The sequence below is a fragment of the Pseudomonas sp. Leaf129 genome, from assembly GCF_001423465.1.
Classification (GTDB): Bacteria; Pseudomonadota; Gammaproteobacteria; order Pseudomonadales; family Pseudomonadaceae; genus Aquipseudomonas; species Aquipseudomonas coleopterorum.
The window spans coordinates 104,870-118,999 of record NZ_LMOC01000001.1 but is presented as its reverse complement, the minus strand read 5'-3'; the positions used below and the strand labels follow the sequence as shown (position 1 = coordinate 118,999).

Here is a 14,130-nt window from a genome sequence, read left to right as displayed (position 1 = left end):
ATGCTTCGCCCCTTACAGGCGCTCCTCTAGGCTCTGTACGAAAAGAGCTGTCGCAAACACCGCCTGGAACAAGCCAGTGAAACCATAGCGGCATAGCTTTTCATGAGCTTTTCAATGAGTGTCATGATCCGGCGGTTCTCTTTCAGCCAGCCAAACATACGCTCGATGATATTGCGCTGTCGGTACTTGGCCTGATCAAATAGTCTTAGAAAGGCAGGCTTGTGTTTGCGCTTCATCGAGCGCAGGGGGATGACGGGCTGCATTTGATATTGGTCGCAGTAGCGGCGTAGCGCTTCGGCGTCGTAGCCTTTTCGGCAAGTAACCATCTACAGCGTTTACGCGGGCGGCCACGTTGGCTTGATGGAATGTTAACCTCGTCCAACAGTAGCTAGGCGTAGCTGATGTCACTGGCTTGACCGCCAGAGAGGAGAAAGCGCAACGATGTCCCGTTGGCGTCGCAGAGCATGTGGATTTGGTTGTCGGGCCACCGTGACTGCGGCTTAGAGCATGATCGGCAGGCTCCTCAGGCTTCCTTTTTTCCCGGCGCCAGAAGAGGCTCAGGTTGCGCGTACTGCGGTTGAGTCGATCATCCATGTTTGCAAATCGATCAATCCACGCTCATTCAATCTCAGGTGCAAGCGTTTGAGCATCTGATCGAATGCCCCCTTGTTTTGTCAGCCCCGAAACCGTTGACACATTGTTGACCAAGGGCCGAAGCGTTCCGGTAAGTTCGACGTCCCAGGCGGTTTCTTCCAGCGTTTCGCGCAGCGCTGCCTGCAGCAGATTTTCGTCGGGTTCCAGATGGCCGGCAGGCCATGAGTTTCGATGAAGAGATCGGCAACCACAGCCTAAGCCTCATCAGAGAGTTCGTAATGCTTTGCCATCACAGGATTCCTTTCTGCAGATAGCTGACAACTCTAAAAAATTTCAGCTTCCGAAGGATGCCGATTGGGTTTCTCAGGATTTCATACAGAGCATAGTAAGAGACCCATAAGAAACACGTCGTTTTTCTGCATTCAAAAATGCACTTACAACGGCTCGTTCGCGAGGCCTTTCGGAAGATTGTGAGGCAACGAAAAAAGGACCCGAAGGTCCTTTTTTCAATGATCTGCAGAATTCGTGAAATCCTGCAGATCCAATTTGGAGCGGGAAACGAGACTCGAACTCGCGACCCCGACCTTGGCAAGGTCGTGCTCTACCAACTGAGCTATTCCCGCGTCGTGTTGACGGGCGCCATTCTATCTAATCGGCGACACCCGTCAAGCCTTTGATTCAAAAATAGTTTTATTTTTTCTCGGCGGTCGTGCGCAAGTGTGGCCAGGCGGCGCGCAGGTATTGCAGCATGGACCACAGGGTCAACGCGGCGGCGACGATCAAAAGCGTATAGCCGACGATGACCCAGAAGGTCACTGCCTTGGGGTTGGCCAGCAGGATGACCAGCGCCAGCATCTGCGCAGCGGTCTTCCATTTGCCCATGTTGGACACTGCCACCTGGGCTCGGGCGCCGATCTCGGCCATCCACTCGCGCAGCGCGGAAACGACGATCTCGCGGCCGATGATGATGGCAGCAGGCAAAGTCAGCCAGAAGTTGGCGTGCTCCTGCACCAGCAGCACCAGGGCCACCGCCACCATGAGCTTGTCGGCCACCGGGTCGAGGAAGGCGCCGAACGGCGTACTCTGCTCCCAACGACGGGCCAGATAGCCATCCAGCCAGTCGGTTGCTGCCGCGATCGCGAACACCGTACTGGCTGCCATGTAGCTCCAATGGTAAGGCAGATAGAACAGCAGTATGAAGAACGGTATCAGCAGGACGCGCAGTACGGTAAGCAAGTTAGGGATATTCATCGGCACAACTGGCTGCAAGGTGAGATGGCATTCTACTCGCTGTGCAGGTTCGCATAAATCGACTCTGCCAGCTTTTTACTGATTCCCGGTGCCTTGGCGATTTCTTCGACGCTGGCGCGGGCGATTTCCTGCAGCCCGCCGAAATGCTTGAGCAGTTCGCGACGGCGCTTTGGCCCAACGCCTGCCACCCCTTCAAGGGTGGAGGTACGTCGGGTCTTGCCGCGCCGTGCACGGTGACCGGTGATTGCAAAACGGTGGGCTTCGTCACGGATCTGCTGGATCAGGTGCAGCGCCGGCGAATCACCCTTGAGCGTGAACTCGTGAGCCACGTCGTTGAGGTACAACGTTTCGAAGCCGGCCTTGCGCGTCGTGCCCTTGGCCACGCCGAGCAGGATCAGGTCGGGTATGGCCAGCTCGTTGAGGACGTCCCGGGCCATGTTCAACTGGCCCTTGCCACCGTCCACCAACAGCACGTCTGGCAGCTTGCCCTCGCCTGCCTTGATCTTGCTGAAGCGCCGCATCAGCGCCTGATGCATGGCCGCGTAATCATCGCCTGCGGTAACGCCATCGATGTTGTAGCGACGGTAATCGGACTTGATCGGCCCTTCGGGGCCGAACACCACGCAAGACGCCACGGTGGCTTCGCCGCTGGAGTGGCTGATGTCGTAGCACTCAAGGCGCTGCGGGGGCTCGTCTAGGTTCAGCACCTCGGCCAGCGCATCGAAACGCGCGGCGACGTGCTGGCGGTTGGCGAGGCGTGCGCCCAGCGCCTGCTCGGCGTTGGTCACCGCCAACTGCTGCCAGCGTGCCCGGGTGCCGCGCACGCGATGGCTTAGGCTCAGCTCGCGCCCACGCAGGGTGTCGAGGGCATCGAGCAACGCTTCGTGGTCTTCGGGAATGACATTGACGATCAACTCGCTGGGCAGGTCGCGCTCGGAACTGCCCAGGTAGTACTGCGAGAGGAACGCCGACATGACCTCGGCGACCTCCTCTTCGATACCCACTTGGGGAAAGAAATTCTTGCTGCCCAGAACCCTGCCGCTGCGCACGGTGATGAGGTGCACGCAGGCACCGCCCGGATTGACGAAAGCGGCGATGACGTCGACGTCGCCGCTGCCGCCTTCCATGCTTTGCTGGTCCTGCACACGGCGCAGCAGGCCGATCTGGTCGCGCAGTTGCGCAGCCTCCTCGAACTGCAGGTCCATCGCCGCCTTCTCCATGCTGGCCGACAGCTCATTGGTCAGCTGGTTACTGCGCCCTTCCAGGAACATCACCGAATGGCGCACGTCCTCGGCGTATTCCGGCGCTTCCACCAACCTGACGCACGGTGCCTTGCAGCGCTTGATCTGGTGCTGCAGACAGGGGCGCGTACGATTCCTGAAATAGCTGTCCTCGCACTGACGCACGAAGAAGGTTTTCTGCAGCAGGCTCAGGCTTTCACGGATCGCCCCGGCGCTTGGGTACGGGCCGAAGTATCGACCCTTGGCTTTCTTGGCGCCCCGGTGAATGCTGAGCCGTGGAAATTCGCCGTCGGACAGAAACACATACGGGTAGGACTTATCGTCACGTAGCAGAATGTTGTAGGGCGGCCGCCATTCCTTGATCAGGGTCTGCTCGAGCAGCAGCGCCTCGGTCTCGTTGGCAGTGATGGTGGTTTCGATCTGGTGGATCTTGCCCACCAGCGCGGCCGTCTTGGGTGCCTGGCCGGTCTTGCGGAAATAGCTGGCAAGACGCTTCTTGAGGTTCTTGGCCTTGCCCACGTACAGCAGGCGCATGGCGTCGTCGAACATCCGGTACACGCCCGGACGTCCGCTGCAGGTGGCAAGAAAGGCACTGGGATCGAATGGAGCGGTCATGGTCAAAGGTTGGTATCTACCATGCCATGCCGGACCGCCAGCAAGGTCAACTCCACATCACTGGTCACGGAAAGCTTCTCGAAGATCCGGTAGCGGTAGGTGTTGACCGTCTTTGGCGACAGGCAGAGCTTATCTGAGATGATCTGGACCTTCTGGCAGCCAACGATCATCAAGGCAATCTGGATTTCCCGTTCGGACAACAGGTCGAACGGCGAATGGCTGGTCTGTGGCTGAAATGACTTGAGCGCCAGCTGTTGGGCAATCTGTGGGCTGATGTAGCGCTGACCGGCGAAGACCAGGCGAATGGCTTGAACCATTTCCGCCAGCCCTGCGCCCTTGGTCAGGTACCCCGCCGCACCAGCTTGCAGCAGGCGCGTGGGGAATGGGTCTTCCTCGCAGACGGTCACGGCGACCACCTTTATATCGGGGTGGCTGCGCAACAGTTTGCGCGTGGCTTCGAGACCACCGATGCCGGGCATCTTGACGTCCATCAGGACCACGTCCGGCTTGAGATCGCGGGCAGACTGCAGCGCCCCCTCGCCCGACTCCGCCTGGCCCACGACCTGCAGATCATCGATATCGGCGAGCATGCGCGTGATACCGGTACGGACCAGGTCGTGATCGTCGACTACTAGAACCCGAATCAAACGGACACCTCGTAATAGTGGTCTCGGGGAATGCCGCCACAGTAGCAAACATTGCCCCTTTGGACCTAGCTCAAAGCGTCATGGATATGGCGGTGCACGTCGATGCGACAATTAATCCGGACGCTTTGCAGGCGCTATTTTTTTCTGGACCCTGCCGCGTACCGAATAGTTCGCCGCCATCTCGGCCATGCTGTTGGCCAGATTGCTCAGAGCTGCTTGCCCAGACGTAGGAAGTATCCGATATGTCTCTAAGACTTTTTCCTCGCCTCCGCTGAGTGCCTGCTCGGCGAGGGGTGTCCGGCGCCCCAGCACGACATACAGAACGTCGACGCCTATCGTCGAAACAGCTGCCAAATAGTCGGCTCTGGGGGATCTTTCACCATTTTCGTAGTTGCCCTGGGCATTGGGTTCCACTCCGCCCACTTGGCCAAACTCTCGTTGCGTGAGCTCCAGACGCTCGCGCTCTTCCCTTAGTCGGGGACCGATTCCAGTCATTTGAATGTATAATCCTTTATCGAAACACCCGAAACAGTGCTGAAAAATACTACTTTGAACCATCTAAAACGGACTTGAACTATGCATGGTATACGGACTGCCGCACAAGCCAGGGCCTGGCTCGATCAGCAAGGGAAATCGGTACAAGAGTTTGCGCGCGAGCATGGCGTGGACCCAGCCACCACCTATCAGGTGCTGGCCGGACGCAAGAAAGGACGGCGTGGCGAGGCGCACAAGGTCGCCGTGCTACTGGGCATGAAGCTGGGCACCATCACCGTCGCGCTGGAGCCTGGCCAGCGCTGACAGGGGCCACGCCGGAGACGCCGTCAGTGGCCGCGTCTGGGCAGGACAAGCTCCATGCGCAGAAAGCTGTCCTGCTCGCCCACCACTTCGAAACCGTTGCGGCTGTAGAGTCGCTGCGCGGGATTGACCTTGAACACCATCAATCGTATTCGCGGCAAGCGCTCACTGCGCGCCAGCAGCGCGACCTGTTCGAGCACCCATTGACCCACGCCTTGCCCACGATGCGCCGGAAGCAGATGCAACTCGCGAATGAACAGGGCCTGGGTATCTCTGGAAAGGCTGATGTAGCCCAGTGATACCGTCTCGCGGCAGATCACCCGGTTATCGCGCCAGTGCCAGGCCTGGTCGAAGCCGGCGTCCAGCCAGAGCAGGTCGTGCCGAGCGTAGTAAGGCAGCATGGCCTGCCGAGTGAGGTCCCGAGCGAACCGCAGATCGGCATTGGCTGCAGGCCGTAGGTACAGAGTCATCGAATCGTCTCCACTGCAAGAATGGGCTTGTATCCCTCGCCACGGCTGAAGTAAGCTCCAGCCATCTATCGGAGACGCTCAATGTCGCACAACACCCTTAGCCCTGCATCCTTGCCTGCGACTTGCGCAGCAATGACGGCTGTGCGTGCACCGGTAAGCTTTTATTTTGGGTATTGGTTTAGCCACTGGCGCGCCTGATACCCATCTCGGCGCCCATTTCGTAGGGGTCGCCTGACAGAGAATTCTCAACCCCCGGTCGGCTCCCCGACCGGGGGTTTTTGCTTTTCAGGGTTTCACGCTTTACAGCACATCATCTTTCTACCGGCACTTTCGCCACGAATCGAGGAACGCTTCATGACCTACTTCACTTATTACCGCTTCGACACTTGCGACTTCTGGCGATTTAGCAACCTCCGTTCGGGCCAGCCTGCCGCCTCCGACCGGTCGTTCATGGGTGGCATGACCCTCAGTCCAGATTCCCCGGCACTTTGTCGAACACCTTGACAGGACAGCGCAAGCGGGCAACCACCCCGCCGCTGTCCAGGAACTTGATCATGAACAACAGCCTGACCGCTCTGCCTCGCACCACCCTCGTCCAGCCCCACGCTGTGAAGGACGCCGCCAATACATCGGCGACCCATCGCCTGCCCAGCCATTTCGCGCTCAAGCAACAGCTGCCCGTACCGGACCCACTCGCGGCCCAGGTACAAAATCACCGTCTTGCCATCCGCGCCATTCTCGAAGGCCGTGACCCACGCCTGCTGGTGGTGGTCGGCCCCTGTTCCTTGCACGATCCAAAGTCCGCACTCGAGTACGCCCGCAACCTGAGCCAGCTGGCCCACGAGCTCAACGGCGAGATGCTTCTGGTGATGCGTGCCTACGTGGAAAAGCCACGCACCACGGTGGGCTGGAAAGGCCTGGCGTACGATCCTTACCTGGACGGCACCGACGACATGGCGGGCGGCCTGACCCTGTGCCGCGACCTGATGCGCGAAATGCTGACCTTGGGCCTGCCGCTGGCCAGCGAAGTGCTGCAGCCAATGGCAGCGGGCTACTTCGATGACCTGTTGAGCTGGGTCGCAATCGGCGCGCGCACCACCGAATCGCAGATCCATCGCGAACTGGCCAGCGGCCTGGGCATCCCGGTGGGCTTCAAGAACGGCACCGACGGCAGTGTAGGCGTGGCCTGCGATGCCATGCGCAGTGCGGCACACGCTCATCGCCACTTCGGTATCGATCCGCAAGGGCACCCGGCGATGATCGACACCACCGGCAACCCCGACACCCACCTGGTGTTGCGTGGCGGCCACCGAGGCCCGAACTACGACCGGCAGAGTGTCGCTCAAGTCCATCACGACCTGGCCAAGGCAGGCGTGAAAGCGCGGATCATGGTCGACTGCAGCCATGCCAACAGTGGCAAGGACCCTCTGCGTCAGCCAGCGGTGTTCGACGATGTGCTGCAGCAGCGCCTGGACGGCGATCGTTCGTTGGTGGCGGTCATGCTGGAAAGCCACTTGCAGGAAGGCAATCAGCCCATCAGTGGGCACATGCGCTATGGCGTGTCGGTCACCGATGGCTGCCTGGGCTGGGCGGCCACCGAGCAACTGCTGCGTCAGGGCGCCCAGCGCCTGCGCGGGGTTGCCGACGCCTGAAGCATCAGCGCTTGCGCTTGCGTGTGCCGATCTGGATCCAGGTCGGCGCATGGTCGCTGGCGTGTGCCTCGTTGCGCACCCAGGCATCCACGCCGGCGTCCGTCAGGTACGGCGCCAGTGCCGGGTTGAGCAGCAGGTGATCGATGCGCAACCCGGAATTCTTCTGCCAGTGCTGTCGGAAGTAGTCCCAGAAGGTGTAGATGCGCTCTTCCGGGTACAGCGCGCGTAGCGCGTCGGTCCAGCCTTGCTCGAGCAGCCGCGCATAGGCTTCCCGACTTTCGGGTTGCAGCAAGGCGTCCTTGAGCCAGGACTTGGGGCTGTAGATGTCCTGGTCGGTGGGCACTACATTGTAGTCACCCGCCAGTACGACAGGATGATCACTGGATTGCAGCGTACTGGCGTGCTCGATCAGGCGTTCGAACCAGGCCAGTTTGTAGTCGAACTTGGGGCCTGGCTGAGGGTTGCCGTTGGGCAGGTACAGGCAGCCGACCAGTACGCCGTGCACGGCCGCCTCCAGGTAGCGGCTCTGCTGCTCGTCCGGATCGCCGGGCAGGCCGCGACGACTCTCCAGGGGTTGCGCATCCCGCGCCAGGATAGCAACGCCATTCCATGACGACTGCCCATGCCAGAGGGCACCGTACCCTACGGCTTCCAACGCGCTGGCGGGGAAGTCCTTGTCGGCTGCCTTGAGCTCCTGCAAACACACGATGTCCGGCTGATCGCGTTCCAGCCAGGCGATCAGGTTGGCCTGATGCGCACGGATGCCGTTGACGTTGAAGGTGGCGATCTTGAGTTTTTTCATCCGTGCCGGGCTCCCTTGGCTGACTGGCCTTGCATGTGACCTTGCGCAGTCGCAATAGGTCGTGGGAGGACAGCGCCTGGCAGGCAACCAAATGGATACGACCGAGTCAAACCAGTACGCCTTGAACACCGGAGATCACCATGAAAATGCTTCCATTCGCTGGGCTGGTGCTTAGCCTGGCGCTGCTGCAAGGCTGTTTCGACAGCGCTGACAAGAGCACCACCAAAGGCAACAACGACGGTACGCCGTCCTCGGTGCAGATGCAGAAGCCGGATCAATCCAAGGATAAATAAGTACCCGCGCCTGCCCCTGCAGGCGCTTTCATGAAATGATGGCGACTTCCCCGTCCGCTGTCTCCGCGCACAAGGATTGTCGCCTTCATGCCGTTGCAACTCGCCGCTTCCAAACGCCGATATTCGCGTCTGCTGCTGCCCTGGGTAGCGGCAGCGGTGCCATTGGTCTGCGGCGCGCTCATTTTGAGCTGGGAAGCCGACCGTTCGCTGAACTCGGCGGCTGTGCGCACCAGTCAACTGGCGATCGAGCAATTCGAACTTATCCTCGACAACGTTGCGGCAGCCGCCGATGCAGTCCTGCCGCTGTCCGGCCAACCGTGCGCTCAAGTGCAACCGGCCCTGCTCGATCAGGTCACCCGGCGGCCCTTCGTGCGCTCGGTGAACCTGATCGACGCCGGCACACTGTATTGCAGCTCGCTGTCCGGCGACGTCAGCGAAGCAGTGGACCCGCTCGACTACGTCGATGGACAGTTGTGGCTGCTGGCGGGCAATCCGGTGACACCTGACCGCGGCTTGTTGATCTACCGTGCCACCCGTGGCCACGCCAGCGTATTGAGCACCGTCGACGGCTATCACTTGTCCAACGCCTTGCGAATGATGGGCTCGGCCAACGCGATCACCCTGCAGGTGGGTCCGAACTGGATCGAGGCCAATGGCAAGGTTCATCAAGGCACTGCACCCGTGTCGGCGGTGGCCCACACGCAGCTTAAGTCTGCGCGTTATCCGTTCAGCGTCGTCAGTGGCTTCCCGGCCGGGGCCCGCTGGACCATGATTCGTGAACAGTACATCGGGATGTTCGCCCTGCTGCTGCTGATCGCGGCGGTTGCCGGTGGGCTCTGCCGGTGGGCCATGAGCCGCTCCCCCTCGCGCTACCAGGAACTGCAACGCGCCCTGGATGCAGGGGAGTTCGTGCCCTTCTTCCAGCCCATCGTGCTCAGCCAGGGTGGCACCTGGGCCGGTGTGGAGGTGTTGATGCGCTGGCAGCATCCGCGTGAAGGCCTGGTCCGTCCGGATTTGTTCATCCCCTATGCCGAAGACTGTGGATTGATCGTGCCCATGACCCGTCTGCTGATGAAGCGCACGGCGCACCAACTGGCGGCCTGCCTGGATCACCTGCCGGAGGGTTTCCACGTCGGCATCAATGTCACCGCGCGGCATTGCCAGGACCCGGCGTTGTTCGACGACTGCAAGGCATTCCTCGATGCTTTTCCGCAAGGCCGGATCGCCTTGACCCTGGAGCTGACCGAACGTGAGCTGATCCAGCCCTGCGCCGAGATCCACGGGCTGTTCGACCGTCTGCGTGGACTGGGCGTGAGCATTGCGATCGACGATTTCGGTACCGGTCAGTCGAGCCTGAGCTATCTGCAGCAATTCAAGGTCGACCTCCTCAAGATCGACCAGAGCTTCGTGGCCATGATCGGCGTCAACACCCTTTCGCGGCATGTGCTGGACAGCATCATCGAGCTGTCGGCCAAGCTCGGCCTGCAAGTGGTGGCCGAAGGCGTGGAAACCGAGGAGCAACGCGCCTATCTGGCGGCACGCGATGTGAAGTACCTGCAAGGGTATCTGTTCGCCCGACCCATGCCGCCGACGGATTTCGAGCGAGCGCTGCGGCAGGGTTGAAAGCACGGCCTCTGAACGCACAGGTTGTACCCTGCTCGGCTGCCTGAGATCATTGTCGGCTCAGTCAGGTTTTTGCGTTTCGAGGCTCCCCTTGTCCAAAGGCATCATCACATCCGTCACGGCGTCGACCTTGTTCGCCGTGATGTATTTCTATACCTCGTTGCTGGCGCCCCTGAGCGGCGAAGAGATGTTCGGCTGGCGCATGCTGCTGACCCTGCCCTGCGTGACCCTGTTCATGTGGCTCAGCGGCGATCTGCCGCTGATCGGCAAGGTCTGGCGTCGCATTGCCCAGCGCCCGGTACTGTTGCTCGGTTCAATCGGGACTTCGGCGTTGATGGGTGTGCAGTTGTGGCTGTTTCTGTGGGCACCACTGCACGGGCGTAGCCTGGAAGTGTCGTTGGGGTATTTCCTGCTGCCGCTGACCATGGTACTGACCGGCCGTCTGGTGTATGGCGAACAGCTTTCGCATCTGCAGAAACTGGCGGTGCTCTGCGCCGCCTGTGGTGTAGGCCACGAATTGTTCCAGCATGGCCGCTTCGCCTGGGAAACACTGCTGGTGGCGGCCGGCTACCCGGTTTATTTCGTGCTGCGCCGCGCGTGCCTCAACGATCACCTGGGCGGGTTGTGGACGGACATGTGCCTGATGCTGCCGGCGGCGCTGTTGTTCATCGTGCAAGGGCATCTGTCATCGGCGGATATGGACGCACGGCCGCTGCTGTACGTGCTGATCCCGATTCTGGGGGTGATCAGCGCCTCGGCATTGATCTGTTACGTGATGGCCAGCCGCTTGCTGCCGTTCAGCCTGTTCGGGCTGCTCAGTTATGTGGAGCCGGTGTTGTTGGTGGGTGTGGCGCTGTTGCTGGGCGAGAGCATCGCGCCAGACCAGTGGCTGACCTACTTGCCGATCTGGCTGGCGGTGCTGGTGTTGATGTTCGAGGGGGCCAAGCATCTGGCCCGCTCGCGTCGCGCGGTGTGATACCGCGCTAGACGTCTACTGTCTGCTTGCGCAGGAGCACCTGCTTGACCCTACGCTCCTCGACGGCCAGCACGGTCAGGGTCCATTGCTCCCATTGCAAGGTGTCGCCTTGTTTGGGCAAACGGTCGAGCAGGCTCATGACCATGCCCGCCAGGGTCTGGTAGTCGTTGGTCGGCGGCGCATCGAAACCGATGCGCGTCTGGATCTGCCTGAGGTCCAGCGCCGCGCTGACGCGATAGCCATCATCCTGCTCGACGATGTCCGGCGCCTGCACTTCGCTGGCGTCGGGCAGCTCGCCTGCGATCGATTCGAGAATGTCGGTCATGGTCAGGATACCGATGAACCCGCCGAACTCGTTGACCACGAAGGCGATGTGCGTGGACTGCGCGCGCATCTGCTCCAAAGCATTGAGAATGCTGAAGCTTTCGAGCAGGTTGATCGGCTGGCGCGCCAGGCTGGCCAGGTCCGGTGCCTCACCGGCCAGCAGTTGCTTGAGCAGCTCTTTCTTGTGGACGAAACCCAGCGGCTCGTCGACCTGACCCTGAGCGATCAATGGCAGGCGTGAGTAGGACGACTGCATCAGGGTCTGCTCGGTGACTTCCCGCGACGCGTCCAAATCCAGACAGTCGACCTGGGCACGCACGGTCATGATGCTGCGGATCGGCTTTTCGGCCAGGTTCAGTACCCCGCTGATCATCACCCGCTCACGTCTGTCGAACAGCGCTTCGCTCGGCTCCTCCCCTACCAGGTCTTCGATTTCCTCATCCATGGCTTCGCTGGCCGGACGGCGACCGCCGAGCAGGCGCAACACGGCGTGGGCGGTGCGCTCGCGCATCGGTCGGTCCTGGTGCTTGTGTTTGCGCCGTGCCCGCGCGATCTGGTTGAACACCTCGATCAGGATCGAGAAACCGATCGCGGCGTACAGGTAGCCCTTGGGAATGTGGAAGCCCAGGCCTTCGGCGGTCAGCGCGAAGCCGATCATCATCAGGAAGCCCAGGCACAGCATGATCACCGTCGGGTGGCTGTTGACGAAACGGGTCAACGGCTTGCTGGCGACGATCATCAGGCCGATGGAGAAGATCACCGCGATCATCATGATCGACAGTTCATCCACCATGCCCACGGCGGTGATGACCGCATCCAGGGAGAACACCGCATCGAGCACGACGATCTGCGCAACGATCGGCCAGAACAGCGCGTAGGTCTTGACCCCAGCGCGCTGAGCGACATGCCCTTCGAGCCGTTCGTGCAACTCCATGGTGGCCTTGAACAGCAGGAAGACACCGCCGAACAGCATGATCAGGTCACGCCCGGAGAACGTCTTGCCGAACACTTCGAACAAGGGCTCGGTCAGGGTCACCATCCAGGAAATACTGGCCAGCAGGCCCAGACGCATGATCAACGCCAGGGACAGGCCGATCACCCGCGCGCGATCGCGCTGATGGGGCGGCAGCTTGTCGGCGAGAATCGCGATGAACACCAGGTTGTCGATGCCCAGAACCAGTTCCAGGACGATCAGGGTCGCCAGGCCGAGCCAGGCCGTGGGGTCGGCTAGCCATTCCATGGAAGGTTACTCGTCAGGCAGGGGAAGGATGTTGCGGGAAGCGCGGGACTGCAAGGTTCCGGGAGGGGGTTCATAGAGGTCTTGAGTAGTTTCGGAATCTGATCCTACCGCTGCCAGAACAAATTCCTACAGTGGGAAAGTATTTCAAAGATTGTATACCTGTGCCGTCACCGCCGAAGCCGCCGTCGCGCTTCTATCGATGAGATCGATAGCAAGCTTAGTATCTACCTGAAAATCAAGCACTTGGTGCGGTGTTCATCATTCACGCTGATAGTTACCTTCGAACCATTCGATTCGTCGATGGTCGCGCCCGCGCCGCATCATCCGCCCCATCGTTAATGCTCCCTTAACTCACTTGGCGGATCTGCACATGCACCAGTCACTCACTCCGTTGCGTTTCCCTTTGGCGGCCCTTGCGCTGATGGTGATCAGCGCCTGCGGCAAAACGCCGAACGTTGCCCAGGCCCCGCCTGCTCCCAAGGTCACCGTGGCTCAGGTGCTGGAACAGCCGGTCAATGAATGGGACGAGTTCACCGGACGCCTGGAAGCGCCGGAAACCGTCGAGATCCGTCCACGCGTGTCGGGCCAGATTGACCAGGTAGCCTTCACCGAGGGCGCCCTGGTGAACAAGGGCGACCTGCTGTTCCAGATCGATCCGCGGCCGTTTCAGGCCGAAGTGCGGCGCCTGGAAGCACAATTGCAACAGGCCCGCGCCAACTCCGTGCGCAGCGACAACGAAGCCCAGCGCGGTCAGCGCCTGCAGGCGAGCAACGCCATCTCCGCCGAGCTGGCCGAAACCCGCAGCAGCGCCGCGCAGGAATCGCGCGCCGCGCTGGCCGGTATCCAGGCGCAGCTGGACCTGGCCCGCCTGAACCTGAGCTTCACCCGCGTGACAGCGCCGATCAGCGGCCGCGTCAGCCGCGCCGAGATCACCGCCGGCAATATCGTCACCGCCGATGTGACGCCGCTGACCAGTGTGGTTTCCACCGACAAGGTGTACGCCTACTTCGACGCCGACGAGCGCGTGTACCTCAAGTACACCCAACTGGCCCGGCAAGGCCAGCGTGGCCAGACCACCCCGGTCTACCTGGGCCTCTCCAACGAGCCCGGCAACCCGCACCTGGGGCACATGAATTTCGTCGACAACCAGGTCAACCCCAAGACCGGCACCATCCGCGGTCGCGCGGTGTTCGACAACAAGGACGGCAGTTTCACCCCTGGTTTGTACGCCCGGCTGAAGCTGGTGGGCAGCGCCACCTACTCAGCCGTGCTGATCAAGGACGAAGCGGTAGGCACCGACCTGGGCAAGAAATTCGTGCTGGTGATGGACCCGGACAACAAGGCCGCCTACCGCAGCATCGAGCTGGGGCCCAAATTGGAAGGCCTGCGCATCGTGCGCAGCGGCCTGAACAAGGGTGACCGCATCGTCATCAATGGCCTGCAGCGCGTCCGGCCCGGTGCCCAGGTCGATCCCGAGGTTGCCCAGATGGCCAGCCCCGCTACCCTCGCCGCCCTGGCCGAACAGCGCCAGGCCCTGGAAGCCAGCAACACGCCCGCAACGCCGGTCAAGGTTGCCAGCGTTTCGACTCCACGCGGTTAAGAGATCA

General features: G+C 61.1%; 13 protein-coding genes, 1 tRNA gene and 2 pseudogenes. 6 read left to right on the top strand and 10 right to left on the bottom strand.

Features of this window, described 5'->3' with window-relative positions:
* Positions 1-26: 26 nt before the first annotated feature.
* From ASF66_RS23120 to ASF66_RS00505, 7 genes and pseudogenes are all read right to left on the bottom strand, one after another.
* Positions 27-731, bottom strand: a pseudogene (locus ASF66_RS23120) (IS5 family transposase); the annotation flags it as partial.
* Positions 715-813: pseudogene (locus tag ASF66_RS22795) on the bottom strand (NUDIX domain-containing protein); the annotation flags it as partial. The pseudogenes ASF66_RS22795 and ASF66_RS23120, both read right to left, overlap by 17 nt.
* A gap of 328 nt (positions 814-1,141) precedes the next feature.
* A tRNA-Gly gene (locus ASF66_RS00525) sits at positions 1,142-1,217 on the bottom strand.
* A gap of 67 nt (positions 1,218-1,284) precedes the next feature.
* Entirely contained in the window at positions 1,285-1,845 is a 561-nt protein-coding gene (gene pgsA / locus ASF66_RS00520) for a CDP-diacylglycerol--glycerol-3-phosphate 3-phosphatidyltransferase (protein ID WP_049859931.1), read from the bottom strand.
* A 32-nt stretch (positions 1,846-1,877) separates the two neighbouring features.
* Positions 1,878-3,701 (bottom strand): excinuclease ABC subunit UvrC, encoded by a 1,824-nt coding sequence (gene uvrC / locus ASF66_RS00515; protein WP_056842276.1) that lies wholly within the window; start codon positions 3,699-3,701, stop codon positions 1,878-1,880.
* A 2-nt stretch (positions 3,702-3,703) separates the two neighbouring features.
* Entirely contained in the window at positions 3,704-4,348 is a 645-nt protein-coding gene (gacA, locus tag ASF66_RS00510; protein WP_049859929.1) for a response regulator transcription factor GacA, read from the bottom strand.
* A gap of 111 nt (positions 4,349-4,459) precedes the next feature.
* Positions 4,460-4,843: a helix-turn-helix domain-containing protein gene (locus tag ASF66_RS00505; RefSeq protein ID WP_056842275.1), complete on the bottom strand. Its 384-nt coding sequence runs from the start codon at positions 4,841-4,843 to the stop codon at positions 4,460-4,462.
* Between the two features lie 81 nt (positions 4,844-4,924).
* On the opposite strand from ASF66_RS00505, the gene ASF66_RS00500 reads away from it, so the two are divergent.
* Positions 4,925-5,146: a DNA-binding protein gene (locus tag ASF66_RS00500; protein ID WP_056842274.1), complete on the top strand. Its 222-nt coding sequence runs from the start codon at positions 4,925-4,927 to the stop codon at positions 5,144-5,146.
* A 23-nt stretch (positions 5,147-5,169) separates the two neighbouring features.
* On the opposite strand, the gene ASF66_RS00495 is transcribed toward ASF66_RS00500, so the two are convergent.
* Entirely contained in the window at positions 5,170-5,613 is a 444-nt protein-coding gene (locus tag ASF66_RS00495; protein ID WP_049859926.1) for a GNAT family N-acetyltransferase, read from the bottom strand.
* A gap of 554 nt (positions 5,614-6,167) precedes the next feature.
* Here ASF66_RS00495 and ASF66_RS00490 point away from each other — a divergent pair.
* A complete protein-coding gene (locus ASF66_RS00490; protein ID WP_056842273.1) occupies positions 6,168-7,265 on the top strand; it encodes a 3-deoxy-7-phosphoheptulonate synthase in 1,098 nt (365 codons plus the stop codon).
* Positions 7,266-7,269: 4 nt separating this feature from the next.
* On the opposite strand, the gene xth is transcribed toward ASF66_RS00490, so the two are convergent.
* Positions 7,270-8,067 (bottom strand): exodeoxyribonuclease III, encoded by a 798-nt coding sequence (gene xth / locus ASF66_RS00485; RefSeq protein ID WP_049859924.1) that lies wholly within the window; start codon positions 8,065-8,067, stop codon positions 7,270-7,272.
* A 140-nt stretch (positions 8,068-8,207) separates the two neighbouring features.
* Between xth and ASF66_RS22705 the strand changes: the two genes are divergently transcribed.
* The 3 genes from ASF66_RS22705 (at position 8,208) to rarD (ending at position 10,959) form a co-directional block, all read left to right on the top strand.
* A complete protein-coding gene (locus ASF66_RS22705; protein ID WP_167375944.1) occupies positions 8,208-8,360 on the top strand; it encodes a hypothetical protein in 153 nt (50 codons plus the stop codon).
* 87 nt (positions 8,361-8,447) lie between these two features.
* A complete protein-coding gene (locus ASF66_RS00480) occupies positions 8,448-9,983 on the top strand; it encodes an EAL domain-containing protein (RefSeq protein ID WP_056842272.1) in 1,536 nt (511 codons plus the stop codon).
* A 91-nt stretch (positions 9,984-10,074) separates the two neighbouring features.
* A complete protein-coding gene (gene rarD, locus ASF66_RS00475; RefSeq protein ID WP_056842271.1) occupies positions 10,075-10,959 on the top strand; it encodes an EamA family transporter RarD in 885 nt (294 codons plus the stop codon).
* Between the two features lie 7 nt (positions 10,960-10,966).
* Here the strand turns inward: rarD and ASF66_RS00470 are convergent, their stop codons facing one another.
* Entirely contained in the window at positions 10,967-12,523 is a 1,557-nt protein-coding gene (locus ASF66_RS00470; RefSeq protein ID WP_056842270.1) for a TerC family protein, read from the bottom strand.
* Between the two features lie 370 nt (positions 12,524-12,893).
* On the opposite strand from ASF66_RS00470, the gene mexE reads away from it, so the two are divergent.
* Positions 12,894-14,123, top strand: a complete 1,230-nt coding sequence (gene mexE, locus ASF66_RS00465; protein ID WP_056842269.1) for a multidrug efflux RND transporter periplasmic adaptor subunit MexE — start codon at positions 12,894-12,896, stop codon at positions 14,121-14,123.
* The last annotated feature ends 7 nt before the right edge of the window (positions 14,124-14,130 follow it).

Bases quoted from the DNA above. Each gene is read 5' to 3' on its own strand.
- ASF66_RS00470 (WP_056842270.1), bottom strand. From the start codon at position 12,523: ATGGAATGGCTAGCCGACCCCACGGCCTGGCTCGGCCTGGCGACCCTG.
- ASF66_RS00480 (WP_056842272.1), top strand. From the start codon at position 8,448: ATGCCGTTGCAACTCGCCGCTTCCAAACGCCGATATTCGCGTCTGCTG.
- ASF66_RS00505 (WP_056842275.1), bottom strand. From the start codon at position 4,843: ATGACTGGAATCGGTCCCCGACTAAGGGAAGAGCGCGAGCGTCTGGAG.
- ASF66_RS00500 (WP_056842274.1), top strand. From the start codon at position 4,925: ATGCATGGTATACGGACTGCCGCACAAGCCAGGGCCTGGCTCGATCAG.
- pgsA (WP_049859931.1), bottom strand. From the start codon at position 1,845: ATGAATATCCCTAACTTGCTTACCGTACTGCGCGTCCTGCTGATACCG.
- ASF66_RS00495 (WP_049859926.1), bottom strand. From the start codon at position 5,613: ATGACTCTGTACCTACGGCCTGCAGCCAATGCCGATCTGCGGTTCGCT.
- mexE (WP_056842269.1), top strand. From the start codon at position 12,894: ATGCACCAGTCACTCACTCCGTTGCGTTTCCCTTTGGCGGCCCTTGCG.
- uvrC (WP_056842276.1), bottom strand. From the start codon at position 3,701: ATGACCGCTCCATTCGATCCCAGTGCCTTTCTTGCCACCTGCAGCGGA.
- ASF66_RS00490 (WP_056842273.1), top strand. From the start codon at position 6,168: ATGAACAACAGCCTGACCGCTCTGCCTCGCACCACCCTCGTCCAGCCC.
- ASF66_RS22705 (WP_167375944.1), top strand. From the start codon at position 8,208: ATGAAAATGCTTCCATTCGCTGGGCTGGTGCTTAGCCTGGCGCTGCTG.
- xth (WP_049859924.1), bottom strand. From the start codon at position 8,067: ATGAAAAAACTCAAGATCGCCACCTTCAACGTCAACGGCATCCGTGCG.